Below are 14,618 nucleotides of genomic sequence, written 5' to 3' on the forward strand. Positions count from 1 at the left end.
CGGCCCATCATTTCGACCGCGAGTGGATCTCGGCGACGTAGCCGCCCGGGAACTGCACGAGCGCGGCGTCGCGCCCGTCCGACGTGAACGTCGGCACCAGCACGGTCACGCCCGCGGCCTGCGCCTGCTTCAGCGTCGCGGCCAGGTCCGGCACTTCGTAGCCGGTCATCTCGCGGCCGAACGGGTAAGGCAGGTGGCCGTCGGTGGCGAGCACCGTCATCTTGCCGAAACCCGACTCGATGCGGATACGGCGGTACGTGTCGTTCGGCCGGCCGATCTCGATGCCCGGCGCCTTGCGCACGTCGGACACGACCTTGCCGCGCGAGAACGCGACGAAGTTGCGCACCAGCTTGCTCGCGCTTTCCGGCGACACGTACACGCGGTTTTCCGGCACCGTCTGCAGCGGATCGTAGTGCGGCGCCTGGGTGTGCCAGTAAAGCTGCATGTTCACGCCGCCCGGCCAGCGGACGATCGCGTCGCGGCCGATCGGGTCGGGGAACGTGTCGACGATCACATCGGCACCGTGCGCGCGCGCCGACTTCACCGCGACGTCCATGTCGGTGACGAGATAGCCGGTGCGCTCCTCGCAGAACGGATACGGGATCGGCGTCTTGAAGCCGAACACCGAGATCGTGCCGACCGGCGTCAGCACGAGCTGCGACATCGTCTGGCTCGGCGTCGGCGTGACCTGGAACACGCCCTGCTGCGACTTCTTGCCGCCGAAGGTCGCGACGAAGCTGTCGGTGAAGCGGTCGAAGTCTTCGGGCGCGACACACACGTGCGTCGTGTCGTACTGCGGGCCGACCGCGACGGCCGGCACACGCGCGGACGAGGTCTCGAGCAGACGCGTCTCGTCGGCATGGGCCGGCGCGGTTGCCAGCAACGCGCCGAGCACGACCGTCGACGCGGCCGTCATCCCCAATACCTGCCGCAATTTGAGTGCAATCATCGTGTTCTCCTTGATAGTGGCAAGCGCAGCAGCCCGCTGCGCGCGCGCATTCAGCGTGATGTCGGCCGCACGTCGGGCCGACCGGATTGGTAGGTGAGGAAGCCCAGCGCCGCGAGTGGCAACGCCAGCGCCCAGAAGGCGGCGAACAGATAGGCCGCGGCCCCCGCGCCCGCCCCGAGCGCAAAGCCCACGATCGGCGGCAGCATGCGCCGCAGCCGCACACGCGCGGCCTCCCGTTCGGCAGGCGCCGCGAGCGGCACGAGCCAGTCGAACGCATCGATCACCGCCTGCGTGACGTTGCCCGTCATCACCGTGTTGGCAACGACCGAGCGGGCCGTCAGCCGGCCGTGCGCGTTCTGGACGCCCATCGCCGCGGCGCCGAGCAGGCCGCACAGGATCGTCCTCGGCGCATCGGCGTCAGCGATCGGCGACGCCATCACGCCGGCCAGCATGAACCCGGCCAGCAGCACGGCCTGCAGCGCATACAGCGAACGTGCGCGCACGCCATGGCCCAGCGAACGCATCCGATGATCGAGCACGCGCGCGCCGACGATGCCGGCGATGAAGGCCGGAAACGCGAGCCACTTGATCATGAGCCCTTGCCCGACGCCGGCCAGCCCGGAGCCGATCAGGATGAAGTTGCCCGTGACGTGCGCGGTGAACAGGCCGAACAGCGCGACGAAGCCGAGCGTGTCGACGTAACCCGCGATCGACGCGAGAAACACGTCCTCGCCGCGCACGCGATCGGGCGCTGCAGTGCCGGCGGTTACGGGCTGCGACGGCATGACGCGGCTTCCTTGAAGGTGTCGATTGCGCCGGCGACCGCAATGCGTGCGCCCGGCGAGATCAGATAACGCATGTTCCGCTCCGGTTTCGCCGGCCGGTCCGGCTTGCCGACTGGCGTCCGGCCCATGCAACGGCTCGTCAGCCAGACTAGACAAGGGCAGCCTTAATGTCATGGCGGCGGCCTGAATTTTTCTGAATGCGCCGCTCGCGCGCGGGACGGTGCGGCCGGCCCGATTCGACGCAGGACGTCCCGCGCGGCCGCCCAAACCGCGCCGCCAGCCGGATTCGCTGGCCGCGATCGTGTTATTTTTCGATCGATAGTTTAGGCACGCGCGCCGTCAGGAGCCGATGAATGACCGAAAGAAAACGCAGCACGCCGACCCGCGAACCCGGGACCGACGCCGACGGCAACGCCGTCACGCGAGGCCGCAGGCTCACGCCGGAAGCGCGCGAGCGGCAGATCGTCGAGAAGGCGATCGAGCACTTCGCGACGCACGGCTTTTCCGGCAGCACGCGCGAGCTCGCGCGGCAGATCGGCGTCACCCAGCCGCTGCTGTACCGGTACTTTCCGAGCAAGGAAGCGCTGATCGATCGCGTCTACGACGAGATCTACACGTGGAATCCCGACTGGGAAAAAATGATCGCCGATCGCAAGGTCCCGCTGCAGGAGCGGCTCGTCGCGTTCTACCGCGACTACGCGCAAACCATCCTGCGGCGCGAATGGATCCGTACCTTCATCTTCGCGGGGCTCAGCCGCGAGGGTTTCAACACGCGCTACCTGTCGCGGCTGCGCGAACGCGTATTCCTGCCGGTGCTGCGCGAGCTGCGGCACGAATACGAGATCGCCACGCCGGCGACCGACGCGCAGCGCAATGCGGAAATCGAACTGGTCTGGAGCCTGCACGCGAGCATCTTCTATCTCGGCGTTCGCAAATGGGTCTACGGCCTGACGGTGCCCGACGATCTCGACACCGAAATCGAGCGGCTGGTCGACGCGTTCCTGAACGGCACGCCCGCCGCGCTGCAGCAGCTCAGGTCGGGTGCGACCGCCCGGCGCCGCCGGCGCGCGTAACCAGACGAATTCAGAACAATTTATCCGGCGCGCGGCCCGCTTCACCTATCCTCGACAGGCATTCGCAGCCGCGCCCGTTGCGCGCAGGCCGAACCGAACCGGGACCGCCGCATGACCGACACCACGCCTTCGATCACCCATCACACCGGCACCGCGAACGGCATCCGCCAGCACTGCATCGATGCCGGCAGCGGGCCCGTCGTCGTCCTGCTGCACGGCTTCCTCAAGCACTGGGAAGGTTGAATCGCCGCGCACGCGCAAGATCATCGGGAGGAAGCAATCATGAGCGACGTTTCGGGCCCGCTGGCGATCGTCGTCGGCGGATCGGTGGGCGGACTTTTCACGGCCACCGCACTGCGGGCGGCCGGATGGCGCGTCAAGGTGTTCGAGCAATCGCCGAGCGACCTCGACAGCCGCGGCGGCGGCATCGTGCTGCAAGCGCCGATCGAACGCGCATTCACGTTCGGCGGCGTGCCCGTGCCGCGCGAGGCGCGCGTCGATTCCATCGACCGGATCTATCTCGACGAGCACGACCGAATCGTGCAACGTCTCCACAGGCCGCAAACGCAGACCGCGTGGAACGTGATCTACAGGGACCTGAAACGCACGCTGCCCGCCGGTGTCGTGCACGCCGGCGTGTCGTTCGAGCGGTTCGAGCAGGAAGGCGACGGCGTGATCGCGCATTTCGCGGACGGCCGCGTCGAGCACGCCGACTTGCTGGTCGGCGCCGACGGCGGCCGCTCGACCGTCCGCGCGCAACTGCTTCCCGACGCGCAGCCCGCGTACGCGGGCTATGTCGCATGGCGCGGGCTCGTCGACGAGTACCTGCTTCCCGACACGGTGCTGCGGGTACTGCGCAACCGCTTCACGTTTCAGCAAGGCGACACGCATCTGTTCCTGACTTATCTGGTGCCCGGCCGCGACGGTGCGATCGAACCGGGCAAACGGCGCGTGAACTGGGTCTGGTACCGGCGGCTCGCGCAGGACCGCATGCCGTCGCTGTTCCTCGCGCGGGACGGCACGCAGCGCGACGGCTCGCTGCCGCCCGGCGCGATGCGGGACGACAACCGGCTCGAACTCGTGGACGCCGGTTGCCGCATGCTGGCACCGACGCTCGCCGCACTCGTCGATGCGACGCACGCGCCGTTCGCGCAGGCGATCCGTGATCTCGCGGTCGACCGCATGGTGTTCGGCCGCGCGGTGTTGCTCGGCGATGCGGCCTGCCTCGTCCGGCCGCACACGGCCGCTGGCGTCGCGAAAGCGGCCGAGAATGCGGTCGGTCTCGCCGAGGCGCTGCGCGGCGTCGCGCGCGGCCCCGCTTTCGACGCCGCGCTGTCGCGCTGGGAAGCCCTCCAGCTCGCGACCAATGCGTCTTTGTCCGAACTCGGCATCTCGCTCGGCACGCGGATCATGGGGCGCGGGTGACCGGCCGGCGGCCACGCGCCGATCCGTGACTCATGCCCGCCGTGGCGCCGACGAGGCGTCAAATTCCCGTTCGATGCAGCGCAACGCGCGTCGCATTCGCGGGCGGCGCGCCGCCCTCGCAGCATGGCGCGACGCGCTTCTGCATCCGATCCGATATCCGGAAGTGCTATCCTTTCGACCATAAGGCAGAAGGCGAGCAAGCAAAACGCCACCTCGTCCAGGACACTCGCGGCACCCGAACCGCCCCTCCCCACATCCGTTCCCGTTGCCCGGCAAAACCGGGCATCCGCACGTCAGCCAGCCGATTCACCACCGATTGCGCCGGCCGTACGTTGCACCGTCACTTTCCTACGGAGACGCGATGACAACTCGAATCGACCGACGAGCCTTCCTGATGTATGGCGCCTGCAGCGCAGTACTGCCGCTTCTCGCCGCGTGCGGCGGCGACGACGGCACGCCACTGACCCGGTCGCGCGCCATCGCATCGGGTCTCGGGGAAAAAGCCGCTCTGCCCGTCCATGCGTTCGACGAAAACGACTTGCTGGTTCCCGGTTTCAAAATGAAGCTCGGCGACATCAGGACGCAAATCGAGCAATACCAGCCGGCGGCCATCGCGATTGCGGATGTCGTCAATGCGGCGTTGTCGGCCGATACGCTGCCGGGGCTCATCGCATTCGGCGAAGTCACGATCAAGGCACTCGCATCGTTCATTCCGGGCGCCGGGCCGCTCGTCGGCGAAGTGCTGAACCTGCTGTTCAGCCACCTGAATACGCTGTTCGAGCGCGGGCCGGATGAAGAATCGGTGATCCGGCGCATTGCGACGGACGAGATTTCGAAAAACAACGTCGAGATCATGCGTCAGACGCTGGCGGGCATCAACGACGACCTGCACTTCCTCGTCGAATTCGTGCGAAACAACGCACCGCCCTATTCGGCGTCGATGCGCGACACCATCGTCGCGAAGTTCGTGGCGTTCTGGAGCGGTTGCACGATGCTCACGCCGCTGTTCCTGATCAAGGGTTCCGAATATCAGGGGCTGACGATGCATGCGCTCGCCTGCGGCGCGCAGTTGTCGATGTATGGCGCATACCTGTCGATGCGCGACGCACTCGCGCTCGCACCCGACACGGTCGCCGCGACGCTGGGCGAGATGCGCGAGAAGATCTACCGGTACCAGAATGCCATGCAGAAAGTGCTCGCCGCGCACTTGAACTCGCTTTCCGATCCGGACAAGAAGAACGAGTACGTCCGCAACTTCTATACCCTTGGTTATGCGAAGTTTCTCGAGTCGGCGAAGAGCTACTTCACGGCATTGCATCAGACGAAGATCGACTTCCGCAACTCGATGGAGATCTACACGCACGACGTCTTGCGCAGCACGGCCGACGCCACGCTCCCGTCCCGCACGTCGTACGTGACGGACCTGCTCGCCATCTGCCATTGCGGTTACGGCGGCGATCCGTGCGTCGTCCGCATGAATCAGACATTCGTCGACGGCGCGGGCCGATCGTCACACATCGACTCGCAAGGTTGCACCGGCGACTTCGACGGTGTGTCGGGCAGCCTGCTTGCGATTCAGCACTCGTTCGCCGCGAATCAGTCGGCGGGCGAGTTGACGGATGGCCTCGGCTGCATCTGGAAAGCATCCGTGCGGGGAGCGATCTTCAGCCGCAACGGAAACCAGTATCTCTACGCGCTGCAGGTGCAGGACGGCACCGGCACACGCTATTCGGCGGCAGTCGACGGCTACGGCAACGTCCTCGATCTGGTCGACAATCCGGATTACATACAGTCGTATGCGCCCGGCAACGCGGCGAAGCTTGAGCCGGGTTACTTCGTCTCGGCGTTCCTGACGGCCCCGGGTACCTATTCCGGCAAGACGTGTCGCGAAGATTCGGGCAGCAGCGTTCCGTATGCCGGCATGGCACTGCGACACTACTCGTCCGCCTCGCAGCTCGCGGAATTGCACGGCACCGACGTCGGCCTCGAACTCGACCTGACCTGCGGCTTCAGCCTTGCCGATTCGTCGATGCTCGGCGCACCGACCGGCTATCCGGACGTGATGATCGGCAAGTCGATCCTGGTCGGCAAGCACCTGACCTTCGTCGTGACGAACCGGACCGCGGCACCTGTCGCCTGCCGCCTTGTCCCGCTTCTGGCAGACGTGCGGACAACCTCGGACACGTTCGTCAACCTGACGCTCATGACGCCCGACACGCAGCGCACGCTCGCGTCGGCCACGCTTGCGGCGCACGGAAGCGGCCCCGCACTTCTTGGCGAGGACGGCCGGGAATTCTTCCATTACGAAACGAACGACGTCTTCCCGTTCGCGCCCGGCGTGAACCATGTGCAAATCGCGCGCGGCGCGGATCTCGGTGAAAACGCCTTTCGCTTCGCGAGCTTGCTGGTCGTGCCGATGCGAACGTGAGCCGGCGATGCGCGTTATCGGGAACCCCGGCGCGGAAGCCTGCCGTCAACCGCACTCCGCAGCGGTGAAGTCGCCGGGCGGCAAAGGCCGGTTCGCCGCGGCACGACAAGCCAACCTAGGATGCCGCGATGCTCACGCCTGGTCGGGCGATCGCCCCGGGCGATCGTTTCAGCCGGCCCGACCCGTGCGGGTGACCCGGCCGGCGCCCGCATCACCCTGTTGCATCACCGTGCGGTTTCGGCCGTTTCCACGACCGGCAGCGGCCGGCTTGCGATCTTCTCCGCTTCCGCACGTTTGAGCCCCAGCATATGCAGGAGCGTCGCCGCCGTGCGTTCCGGAAAATGCTCGCCGCTGAAGCCGAGTTCCTTGAGCACACCGGACGCCGGTGCGCCCGGCGCGACGAAGTTGAGCTCGGCGGCAATGGCGGTCAGCACCGTACCGCCAACCGAAAGGAAGCCGATGAACGGATCGGCGACCACGAAGCGTTTCTCGGCGATGCCGCGTTCGATATCCCGCAGCAGCCGCTGCCCCAGGCCAAGCGTCAGCACGCGCGCCGAAAAGCCCTCGCGGATCAGGAAATGTCCCCAGACCGGCTCGCGCCGCGCGCGCATCAACGTATGCCGCACCGAGACGGAAATGATCTCCGCCGGGTCGGACAGGCCGCTGGCCAGGCGATCCAGTGAATCCGCGAACTCCTCGAATACCGATTCCATCAGGGTGGCGTAGATCGCCTCCTTCGATTCGAAGTGGTTGTAGAACGAGCCAAAGCCTACGTCGGCGGCTTCGGTGATTTCGTTGATGGCGACGCCTTCCATGCCCTTCGCGGCCATCAGTCTGAGCGCGGCGTCCAGCAGGCGGCCACGGGTCTCCCGCTTGCGGCGCGCGCCACGGGGCTCGCGCTCTTCGGTGGCGGCGGCCACCGGACTGGATGCTTCCGGAGCGGAGCGCTTGGGCGTGCGGCGACTCGGTGTATTCGTCATGACGTGTTCGATCCTGGTTCGTGCCCAAGTATAGATTTAAACGTCTACATTGACAAAGTCATCACTTATGATTTCTATGCCCCTCAAAGACGGCGATACGACGCCCTCGAGAACCCGTCGAACGACGAATGGAGAAACGGTGGAGACGCGGATGCACACGGGCGCCGGGCGTCCATTCACGAAAAATCGCGCTCGTCGCCGCAGCGCAATCTACCTTTGACGCCCGGCGCCCTGATCGCAGGATTCGGCACAGCTCATTCCGGCGCGAAGCCCTCCACCGTGCGGGTAACCGCCCCGGCGAGCGGAACGCTGCAGCCCACGTCCCCGCCCGCCTTGCGCATTCTCGCCTGGTAAAGCGCGCTGTCCGGATCGAGTGCGTCGAGCAGCAATCGTCCCTTGTGCGTCAGGTGGGCCTGGCGCCGGCCCGACGCGCCATGCTCGAGCATGACCAGTTGGCGCTCGAGCAGCGCATCGAGTTCGGCGCGCTTCATGTCGATCTGGTCCGGCGCCTGGCGGACCAGCATCAGGGTCGCAAATTCGTGCGGACTGAGCATGTCCACCTCCTGTCAGCAATGGAACCGAAACAGCGCGGGTCGCACCTGGCGCATCGTTTTCCCCGCCCCCCACCGCGCCGGCCGTCTATTCAACGTTCACCTGGATGCGGCGCGGCTTCGCCTCCTCGCGGCGCGGAACGGTCAGCTTGAGGACCCCGTCGCGCAACTGCGCATCGATGCGCGAGACGTCGAAGTCCGGGCTGATGCTGAACGCACGCCAGAAGTGAGGATGGCGAACTTCCCCATGCTGAAGCCGCAGTCCGGAAGGTGTCGGAATGACCGCTTCGGCTTCCACCGTCAGGTTGCCGTCCTGCACCCGCACGTCGAGCTTTTCGCGCGGTACGCCCGGCAGGTCCGCATACAGCGTGATGCCGCGGTTGTCCTCGAATACGTCGACGGCGGGCGCGACCCGCGTGACTTGCTTCGCGGGCGTCCCTTCGGCGCGGCCGGCCACGCCGGTGGCGGCCCCGCGCTTCGTCAGTTCGGTGCTGTCGTTCATGATGTCCTCCGTTCGTTTCGTGCCTGGATCGACTTTCACTGGACGGCAATGGCGCGCGGCTTCGATGCCTCGGAGCGCCCGACGCTGATGGTCAGGCAACCGTTCACATAGCGCGCATCGACCTTGTCCGGATCGGCATGCTGCGGCAATTCGATCACCCGCCGGAACGCGCCCATGAAGCGTTCGCTCGCGTAGATGCGCGCTTCGTCGTCCTCGTTCGACTCGGGCGGCTTGCGCTCGCCGCTGATCGTCAGCAGCCCCTTGTCGATCGAGACGTCGATCGCGGCCGGATCGAGCCCCGGCGCGAACGCGACGATCTCGATGCTTTCGTCGGTGCTGCCGATGTTCACCGCAGGAAAAGTTTCGCTGCGCGTGGCGCGCAGACTGGCGGGATACGCCGCAAAGAGGCTGGCCATCTGCCGTTGCAAGCGATCGAATTCGCCCAGCAGATCGGTGCCGAAGAAGAGTTCGCTCATGACTGGCTCCTTGAAACCGGGGCCCTTCACGAGAGACGAACGGAACCACGCGCTCCAGTCCGCCTGCCCGTGGGGAAGCCCCGCCGACAAACAAATCGAAACACGCAGCGCTTGATGCGACTGCCTTGGCGATCCCTAACATAGCGCAAGAAACGAAAATTTCAAGATGCCGTTCGGCATGTCGCCGGGGAGTCCTCATGATCCTTTTCGATAGGCCTCAAGCTGAAACATTTTGTTACATATTGGTGTTTTTACGCCCTCTTGAAGCGCGCGGCGGACGCCTCTATTTCGGTTTCCGCCAGACAGTGGTGCGGCTGCCCGGCGGCGACACTCACGTCGCGACGGCCGGCAGCCGGATTCCTTTTTCGTGAACCTTCAATCGCTCAGGAGATGAGAATGCAGATTCGTCCCCTCTACGACCGGGTTATCGTCAAGCGAATCGAGACGCAGCGGACGACGGCCTCGGGCATCGTGATTCCCGACTCGGCCGCAGAAAAACCCGAACAAGGCGAAGTCGTCGCGGTCGGCAGCGGCCGGCTGCTCCAGGATGGAACACAGCGCGCGCTCCAGTTGAAAGTCGGTGACCAGGTTCTCTTCGGCAAGTACGCGGGCCAGACCGTCAAGGTCGATGGCGAGGAACTGCTCGTCATGCGCGAAGAAGACGTGATGGGCGTGCTCGAAGCCGATACCGGCGCCGCCCGCAAGGCCGCCTGAGATCCCGAGCCGGTCGCGAACACCTGCCGGTCGTTCGCGACGCGCCGAGTCAACGACTACTATCCGGAGCAACACCATGAGTGCAAAAGACGTCAAATTCCACGACGGCGCCCGTGCCCATATCGTCAAGGGCGTGAACCTGCTCGCCGATGCCGTGAAGGTCACGCTCGGGCCGAAAGGCCGCAACGTGTTGATCGAGCGCAGCTTTGGCGCGCCGACCATTACGAAGGACGGCGTGTCGGTCGCGAAGGAAATCGAGCTGAAGGACCGCTTTGAAAACATGGGCGCGCAGATCGTCAAGCAGGTCGCGTCGAAGACCGCGGACGTGGCAGGCGACGGCACCACCACGGCCACCGTGCTCGCGCAGGCGATCGTGCAGGAAGGCATGAAGCACGTCGCCGCCGGCGTGAATCCGATGGACCTCAAGCGCGGCATCGACAAGGCCGTGGCCGCCGTGCTCGAGGAGCTTCGCAAACTGTCGAAGCCGATTTCCACGAACAGGGAGATCGCGCAGGTCGGTTCGATCTCGGCGAACGCCGACGAAGCGATCGGCAAGATCATCGCGGATGCGATGGAGAAGGTCGGCAAGGAAGGGGTCATCACGGTCGAGGACGGCAAGTCGCTCGACAACGAACTGGATGTCGTCGAGGGGATGCAGTTCGACCGCGGTTACGTCAGCCCCTACTTCATCAACGATCCCGAGAAGCAGGCCGCGTATCTGGATGACGCGCTGATCCTGCTGCACGACAAGAAGATCTCGAACATCCGGGATCTGCTGCCGGTCCTCGAAGCGACCTCCAAGGCAGGCAAGCCGCTGCTGATCGTGGCGGAAGACATCGACGGCGAAGCGCTGGCCACGCTCGTGGTGAACGCGATGCGCGGCATCCTGAAGGTCGCGGCCGTCAAGGCACCCGGTTTCGGCGACCGCCGCAAGGCGACGCTGGAGGATATCGCCATCCTGACCGGCGCAACCGTCATCTCGGAAGAGACCGGCAAGCAGCTGCAAAAGGCCACGCTCGAGGATCTGGGGCAGGCCAAGCGCGTCGAGGTGCGCAAGGACGACACGATCATCATCGACGGCGCGGGCGACGCGCAGCGCATCGAAGCACGCGTGAAGTCCATCCGCACGCAGATCGACGAAGCCACGAGCGACTACGATCGCGAGAAGCTGCAGGAACGCGTCGCGAAACTCGCGGGCGGTGTGGCCGTCATCAAGGTCGGGGCAGCGACCGAGGTCGAGATGAAAGAGAAGAAGGACCGCGTGGACGACGCGCTGCACGCCACGCGCGCGGCGGTCGAGGAAGGCATCGTGCCGGGCGGCGGCGTGGCACTGCTGCGCGCACGTTCGACGATAACGGGCCTGAAAGGCGCCAACAGCGACCAGGACGCAGGTATCCGTATCGTGCTGCGCGCGCTCGAGGCACCGCTGCGCGTGATCGCGTCGAATGCCGGAGACGAGCCCTCGGTCGTCATCGCGAAGGTACTGGAAGGCACGGGCAACTTCGGCTACAACGCCGCCACCGGCGAGTTCGGCGATCTCGTCGAAGCCGGCGTCGTCGATCCCACCAAGGTGACGCGCACCGCACTGCAAAACGCCGCGTCGATCGCCGGCCTGGTCCTCACGACCGACGCGTCGGTTGCCGATGCGCCCAAGGACGAGAAGGCCGCGCAACCTGCGACACCGGAGCTCGAGTACTGACCTCGCAGCGGTTCGTGCATGCGCCGGCCAAACAGTCGCGGCCGGCGCGACACGTTCGGCGCCGCACGCACGCATACGGCATGCGGCGCCGCTTTTTGCCCGGAATCGACATGAAACTCGTCCTTCACATTGATTCGAAGCCGCTCGACATCGAGATCGACGATGTCGTGGCAGGGCTGCTGTGCGCCCGCCTCGATCTTCCCGCCAACGCGGCCAGCGAGGATGCGCTCGCACACTATCTCGGCAAAAAGGGCGAACCCTGGATGCTCGACGAAGAACACATGCGAAAGCGCATCTTTCGCCGGCTGATCCTGGACATCGCGGATCCGGCGCTGATCATCAGCCATCTCATGGCGAACGATTAGCACTCCATCGCAGCGACCGCGGCCATCGCACGACGCGGCCGATTTTCGGTGAACCCTCGCGCGGCGTTAGAATAGCGCCCCTTGTGATGGGAGACGAAAATGTCCTGGTTCGTATACGAAGTGCCCGAATACCACGAAGACGCTGCGCGCATCGAGCCCTATAGCGACCTGCGCAGCCGTGTGCTGAAAGGTGCCGGCCCGGCCATGGCAGACGAACTGGAAAGCGTTCGCGAGAATGCCGCGGCGACGGCGGATACCGCCGAGCGCCCGCTGCGTACGCCGGAAAATCCGCATGTCTTTCCGATTCCTTACGCCGACTCGATGATCCTGGTCGGGTTCATCTTCGACCTGAAGCGCGAATTCCGGCAACTGGTCGTGTCGCCCGTGGAAATGCCCTGGCTGAAAGACGCGTAAAAAGTTGCCGGACACGCCCGCCGCGGTGTGTCCGGCAGCCCTAGCCGAGCCAGCGCGCGTCGGGCCAGTGGCCCTGTTCGAACGTGGTCTTCACGCAGTCGAGCAGCACGCCGACCACGCAACGAACCGGCGCGGTGGCCTGCCGGCTGCTGGGCGCCGCCAGCACGATCGTGCGCCGCAGCCCCGGCGGCGCGAGCGGCGCCGCGCTCAGCGTGCGCTGCTCGATCTCCTGCGTGACGGCGACGGCCGGCAGGATCGTCCACCCGTGACCTTGCGCGACCAGTTCCTTCTGCACGCTCAGCGCATTGGTTTCGGCCACCACCCGCAACGTCACGTCGGCCTCGGCCGCCGCGTGCTCGATCGCCGCACGCAGGCCCTGCGGCGCGGACGGCAGGATGAACGCCTCGTTCGCGACGCGCGACAGCGCGACTGGCCGCTTGCGCGCCAGACGCGCCGACGGTGCTGCCACGGCCCACAGGCTTTCCTCGATCAGCGCCTTGACGTGCAGCGCAGGCGTTTCCTTCTGCCCGTACAGCAGCGCGGCATCCACGTCGCCGGCTTCGAGCCAGTCCTGCAGGTGCCCCGCGTAGCCGATCGTGAGCCGCAGGCGGATGTGCGGATAGCGTCGCGCGACCTCGCCCGCCAGCCGCGTGGCCAGCAGATCCGACGTGCTGGCCAGCAGACCGATGCTCACGATGCCCGCGACGGGACCGTCGGTCGGCTGGATCTCGGCCTTGGCGCGCGCCACTTCGTTGAGGATGCGCCGCGCGTATTCGAGCATCGTCTTGCCCGACGGCGTGAGCTGCATCCCGTTACGGCTGCGGTCGAACAGCTCGGTGCCCATGTCTTCCTCGAGCAGGCGCAACTGGCGCGACACAGCGGGCTGCACGAGATTCAGCAGGCTCGACGCGCGCGTGACGTTGCCGGTTTCCGCGACGGTGACGAACGCGCGCAGTTGCTTCAGATCCATCGCAGGGTCCTCGATACCGAAAACTGATCCATCGATCAAAAAATTCTATTTTTTGGCGAATCCATCAAAACTTATTATGGACCGCGACGATGCCAGTGACGAGACAGGATTGATGAGCGCTTCCGTTTTTTCCGCCCCCGACCAGCACCAGGCCATCCGCGACGCGGTGCGCGGCCTGTGCAACCAGTTTCCGGCCGAATACCACCGCAGGATCGACGAGGCCCGCGGGTATCCCGAGGCATTCGTCGACGCCCTCACGCGGGCCGGCTGGCTCGCCGCGCTGATTCCGCAGGAATACGGCGGCCCCGGCCTGTCGATGGCCGAGGCATCCGTCATCATGGAGGAGATCAACCGCTCCGGCGGCAACTCGGGCGCGTGCCACGGCCAGATGTACGTGATGAACACGATCGTGTTCAGCGGTACGGATGCGCAGAAGCAGCGCTATCTGCCGCGCATCGCGTCGGGCGAACTGCGTGTGCAGTCGATGGGCGTGACCGAGCCGACCACCGGCAGCGACACGACCAGGCTCCAGACCACGGCCGTGAAGAAAGACGGCCGTTGGGTCGTCAACGGCCAGAAGGTATGGATCTCGCGCGTCCAGCACAGCGACCTGCTGATCCTGCTCGCGCGCACCACGCCGCTGGACCGGGTGCAGAAGAAGAGCGAGGGCCTGTCGTGTTTCATCGTCGAGCTGGACCAGGCAATCGGCAACGGCCTCACGGTGCGGCCGATCCCCAACATGGTCAATCACGAGACCAACGAATTGTTCTTCGACGACATGGAGCTGCCGGAAGACGCGTTGCTGGGCACCGAAGGCAAGGGGCTGAAGGTGATCTTCGACGGCCTGAACGCAGAGCGCACGCTGATCGCGGCCGAGTGCATCGGCGACGGCTACTGGTTCCTGGAGAAGGCGCGCGACTACGCGGTCGAGCGCAAGGTGTTCGGCCGCCCGATCGGGCAGAACCAGGGGATCCAGTTTCCGCTGGCCGAGTCGTTCATCGAGCTGGAAGCGGCGAACCTGATGCGCTGGCGCGCGTGCGAGAAGATCGATGCGCGCCGGAACGCGGCGGTCGAGGCCAACATGGCCAAGTACCTGGCCGCGAAGGCGAGCTGGGAGGCCGCCAACGCGTGCCTGCAGACGCATGGCGGCTTCGGCTTCGCATGCGAATACGACGTGGAGCGCAAGTTCCGCGAAACACGCCTGTACCAGGTCGCACCGATCTCCACCAACATGATTCTCGGGCATGTGGCCGAGCACGTGCTGGAACTTCCCCGTTCCTACTGACC

The 14,618-nt window shown here is 65.8% G+C and carries 16 protein-coding genes and 1 pseudogene; 10 read left to right on the plus strand and 7 right to left on the minus strand.

Translation table 11 applies throughout. The features are described from left to right. Positions 1-7: 7 nt before the first annotated feature. Both DIE03_RS05420 and DIE03_RS05425 read right to left on the minus strand, forming a co-directional pair. Positions 8-949, minus strand: a complete 942-nt coding sequence (locus DIE03_RS05420; protein WP_124448236.1) for a glyoxalase — start codon at positions 947-949, stop codon at positions 8-10. Positions 950-999: 50 nt separating this feature from the next. Then, a complete protein-coding gene (locus DIE03_RS05425; protein WP_124448239.1) occupies positions 1,000-1,734 on the minus strand; it encodes a YoaK family protein in 735 nt (244 codons plus the stop codon). 353 nt (positions 1,735-2,087) lie between these two features. On the opposite strand from DIE03_RS05425, the gene DIE03_RS05430 reads away from it, so the two are divergent. The 4 genes and pseudogenes from DIE03_RS05430 to DIE03_RS05445 all read left to right on the plus strand — a co-directional run bounded on the left by DIE03_RS05430 (position 2,088) and on the right by DIE03_RS05445 (position 6,660). Then, complete coding sequence (locus tag DIE03_RS05430) at positions 2,088-2,807, plus strand: TetR/AcrR family transcriptional regulator (RefSeq protein WP_124448241.1); 720 nt, start codon at positions 2,088-2,090, stop codon at positions 2,805-2,807. Between the two features lie 111 nt (positions 2,808-2,918). Further along, a pseudogene (locus DIE03_RS05435) lies at positions 2,919-3,029 on the plus strand (alpha/beta hydrolase); the annotation flags it as partial. Between the two features lie 60 nt (positions 3,030-3,089). Next, positions 3,090-4,232, plus strand: coding sequence for an FAD binding domain-containing protein (locus DIE03_RS05440; protein ID WP_124448243.1), 1,143 nt, complete (start codon positions 3,090-3,092; stop codon positions 4,230-4,232). A gap of 361 nt (positions 4,233-4,593) precedes the next feature. Further along, on the plus strand, positions 4,594-6,660 hold the full coding sequence (locus DIE03_RS05445) for a hypothetical protein (protein WP_124448245.1): 2,067 nt from the start codon (positions 4,594-4,596) through the stop codon (positions 6,658-6,660). Between the two features lie 224 nt (positions 6,661-6,884). Here the strand turns inward: DIE03_RS05445 and DIE03_RS05450 are convergent, their stop codons facing one another. The 4 genes from DIE03_RS05450 to DIE03_RS05465 form a co-directional block, all read right to left on the minus strand. Continuing rightward, positions 6,885-7,640 (minus strand): TetR/AcrR family transcriptional regulator, encoded by a 756-nt coding sequence (locus DIE03_RS05450; protein WP_124448247.1) that lies wholly within the window; start codon positions 7,638-7,640, stop codon positions 6,885-6,887. A 254-nt stretch (positions 7,641-7,894) separates the two neighbouring features. Beyond that, on the minus strand, positions 7,895-8,194 hold the full coding sequence (locus tag DIE03_RS38660) for a hypothetical protein (RefSeq protein ID WP_260434805.1): 300 nt from the start codon (positions 8,192-8,194) through the stop codon (positions 7,895-7,897). An 85-nt stretch (positions 8,195-8,279) separates the two neighbouring features. Then, complete coding sequence (locus DIE03_RS05460; RefSeq protein ID WP_124448249.1) at positions 8,280-8,693, minus strand: Hsp20/alpha crystallin family protein; 414 nt, start codon at positions 8,691-8,693, stop codon at positions 8,280-8,282. Between the two features lie 35 nt (positions 8,694-8,728). Continuing rightward, positions 8,729-9,169 (minus strand): Hsp20/alpha crystallin family protein, encoded by a 441-nt coding sequence (locus DIE03_RS05465; protein ID WP_124448251.1) that lies wholly within the window; start codon positions 9,167-9,169, stop codon positions 8,729-8,731. A 197-nt stretch (positions 9,170-9,366) separates the two neighbouring features. Between DIE03_RS05465 and DIE03_RS38135 the strand changes: the two genes are divergently transcribed. The 5 genes from DIE03_RS38135 to DIE03_RS05485 all read left to right on the plus strand — a co-directional run bounded on the left by DIE03_RS38135 (position 9,367) and on the right by DIE03_RS05485 (position 12,361). Continuing rightward, positions 9,367-9,540 (plus strand): hypothetical protein, encoded by a 174-nt coding sequence (locus DIE03_RS38135; protein ID WP_185658107.1) that lies wholly within the window; start codon positions 9,367-9,369, stop codon positions 9,538-9,540. A gap of 25 nt (positions 9,541-9,565) precedes the next feature. Next, a complete protein-coding gene (gene groES / locus DIE03_RS05470; RefSeq protein ID WP_124448253.1) occupies positions 9,566-9,883 on the plus strand; it encodes a co-chaperone GroES in 318 nt (105 codons plus the stop codon). A gap of 76 nt (positions 9,884-9,959) precedes the next feature. After that, a complete protein-coding gene (gene groL / locus DIE03_RS05475) occupies positions 9,960-11,582 on the plus strand; it encodes a chaperonin GroEL (RefSeq protein WP_124448255.1) in 1,623 nt (540 codons plus the stop codon). Between the two features lie 110 nt (positions 11,583-11,692). Further along, entirely contained in the window at positions 11,693-11,947 is a 255-nt protein-coding gene (locus DIE03_RS05480) for a hypothetical protein (protein WP_124448257.1), read from the plus strand. A 99-nt stretch (positions 11,948-12,046) separates the two neighbouring features. Beyond that, the gene (locus DIE03_RS05485; RefSeq protein WP_124448266.1) at positions 12,047-12,361 is read left to right on the plus strand and encodes a helicase; all 315 of its coding nucleotides are present in this window, start codon (positions 12,047-12,049) and stop codon (positions 12,359-12,361) included. A gap of 40 nt (positions 12,362-12,401) precedes the next feature. Here DIE03_RS05485 and DIE03_RS05490 read toward each other — a convergent pair whose 3' ends face one another. After that, positions 12,402-13,331 (minus strand): LysR family transcriptional regulator, encoded by a 930-nt coding sequence (locus DIE03_RS05490; protein WP_124448268.1) that lies wholly within the window; start codon positions 13,329-13,331, stop codon positions 12,402-12,404. 112 nt (positions 13,332-13,443) lie between these two features. On the opposite strand from DIE03_RS05490, the gene DIE03_RS05495 reads away from it, so the two are divergent. Beyond that, a complete protein-coding gene (locus DIE03_RS05495; protein WP_124448270.1) occupies positions 13,444-14,616 on the plus strand; it encodes an acyl-CoA dehydrogenase family protein in 1,173 nt (390 codons plus the stop codon). Positions 14,617-14,618 lie beyond the last annotated feature (2 nt).

Origin of the sequence: Burkholderia sp. Bp8992, from assembly GCF_003853705.1 — a bacterium.
Lineage (GTDB): Bacteria > Pseudomonadota > Gammaproteobacteria > Burkholderiales > Burkholderiaceae > Burkholderia.

Bases quoted from the DNA above. Each gene is read 5' to 3' on its own strand.
- DIE03_RS05420 (WP_124448236.1), bottom strand. From the start codon at position 949: ATGATTGCACTCAAATTGCGGCAGGTATTGGGGATGACGGCCGCGTCG.
- DIE03_RS05425 (WP_124448239.1), bottom strand. From the start codon at position 1,734: ATGCCGTCGCAGCCCGTAACCGCCGGCACTGCAGCGCCCGATCGCGTG.
- DIE03_RS05430 (WP_124448241.1), top strand. From the start codon at position 2,088: ATGACCGAAAGAAAACGCAGCACGCCGACCCGCGAACCCGGGACCGAC.
- DIE03_RS05440 (WP_124448243.1), top strand. From the start codon at position 3,090: ATGAGCGACGTTTCGGGCCCGCTGGCGATCGTCGTCGGCGGATCGGTG.
- DIE03_RS05445 (WP_124448245.1), top strand. From the start codon at position 4,594: ATGACAACTCGAATCGACCGACGAGCCTTCCTGATGTATGGCGCCTGC.
- DIE03_RS05450 (WP_124448247.1), bottom strand. From the start codon at position 7,640: ATGACGAATACACCGAGTCGCCGCACGCCCAAGCGCTCCGCTCCGGAA.
- DIE03_RS38660 (WP_260434805.1), bottom strand. From the start codon at position 8,194: ATGCTCAGTCCGCACGAATTTGCGACCCTGATGCTGGTCCGCCAGGCG.
- DIE03_RS05460 (WP_124448249.1), bottom strand. From the start codon at position 8,693: ATGAACGACAGCACCGAACTGACGAAGCGCGGGGCCGCCACCGGCGTG.
- DIE03_RS05465 (WP_124448251.1), bottom strand. From the start codon at position 9,169: ATGAGCGAACTCTTCTTCGGCACCGATCTGCTGGGCGAATTCGATCGC.
- DIE03_RS38135 (WP_185658107.1), top strand. From the start codon at position 9,367: ATGATCCTTTTCGATAGGCCTCAAGCTGAAACATTTTGTTACATATTG.
- groES (WP_124448253.1), top strand. From the start codon at position 9,566: ATGCAGATTCGTCCCCTCTACGACCGGGTTATCGTCAAGCGAATCGAG.
- groL (WP_124448255.1), top strand. From the start codon at position 9,960: ATGAGTGCAAAAGACGTCAAATTCCACGACGGCGCCCGTGCCCATATC.
- DIE03_RS05480 (WP_124448257.1), top strand. From the start codon at position 11,693: ATGAAACTCGTCCTTCACATTGATTCGAAGCCGCTCGACATCGAGATC.
- DIE03_RS05485 (WP_124448266.1), top strand. From the start codon at position 12,047: ATGTCCTGGTTCGTATACGAAGTGCCCGAATACCACGAAGACGCTGCG.
- DIE03_RS05490 (WP_124448268.1), bottom strand. From the start codon at position 13,331: ATGGATCTGAAGCAACTGCGCGCGTTCGTCACCGTCGCGGAAACCGGC.
- DIE03_RS05495 (WP_124448270.1), top strand. From the start codon at position 13,444: ATGAGCGCTTCCGTTTTTTCCGCCCCCGACCAGCACCAGGCCATCCGC.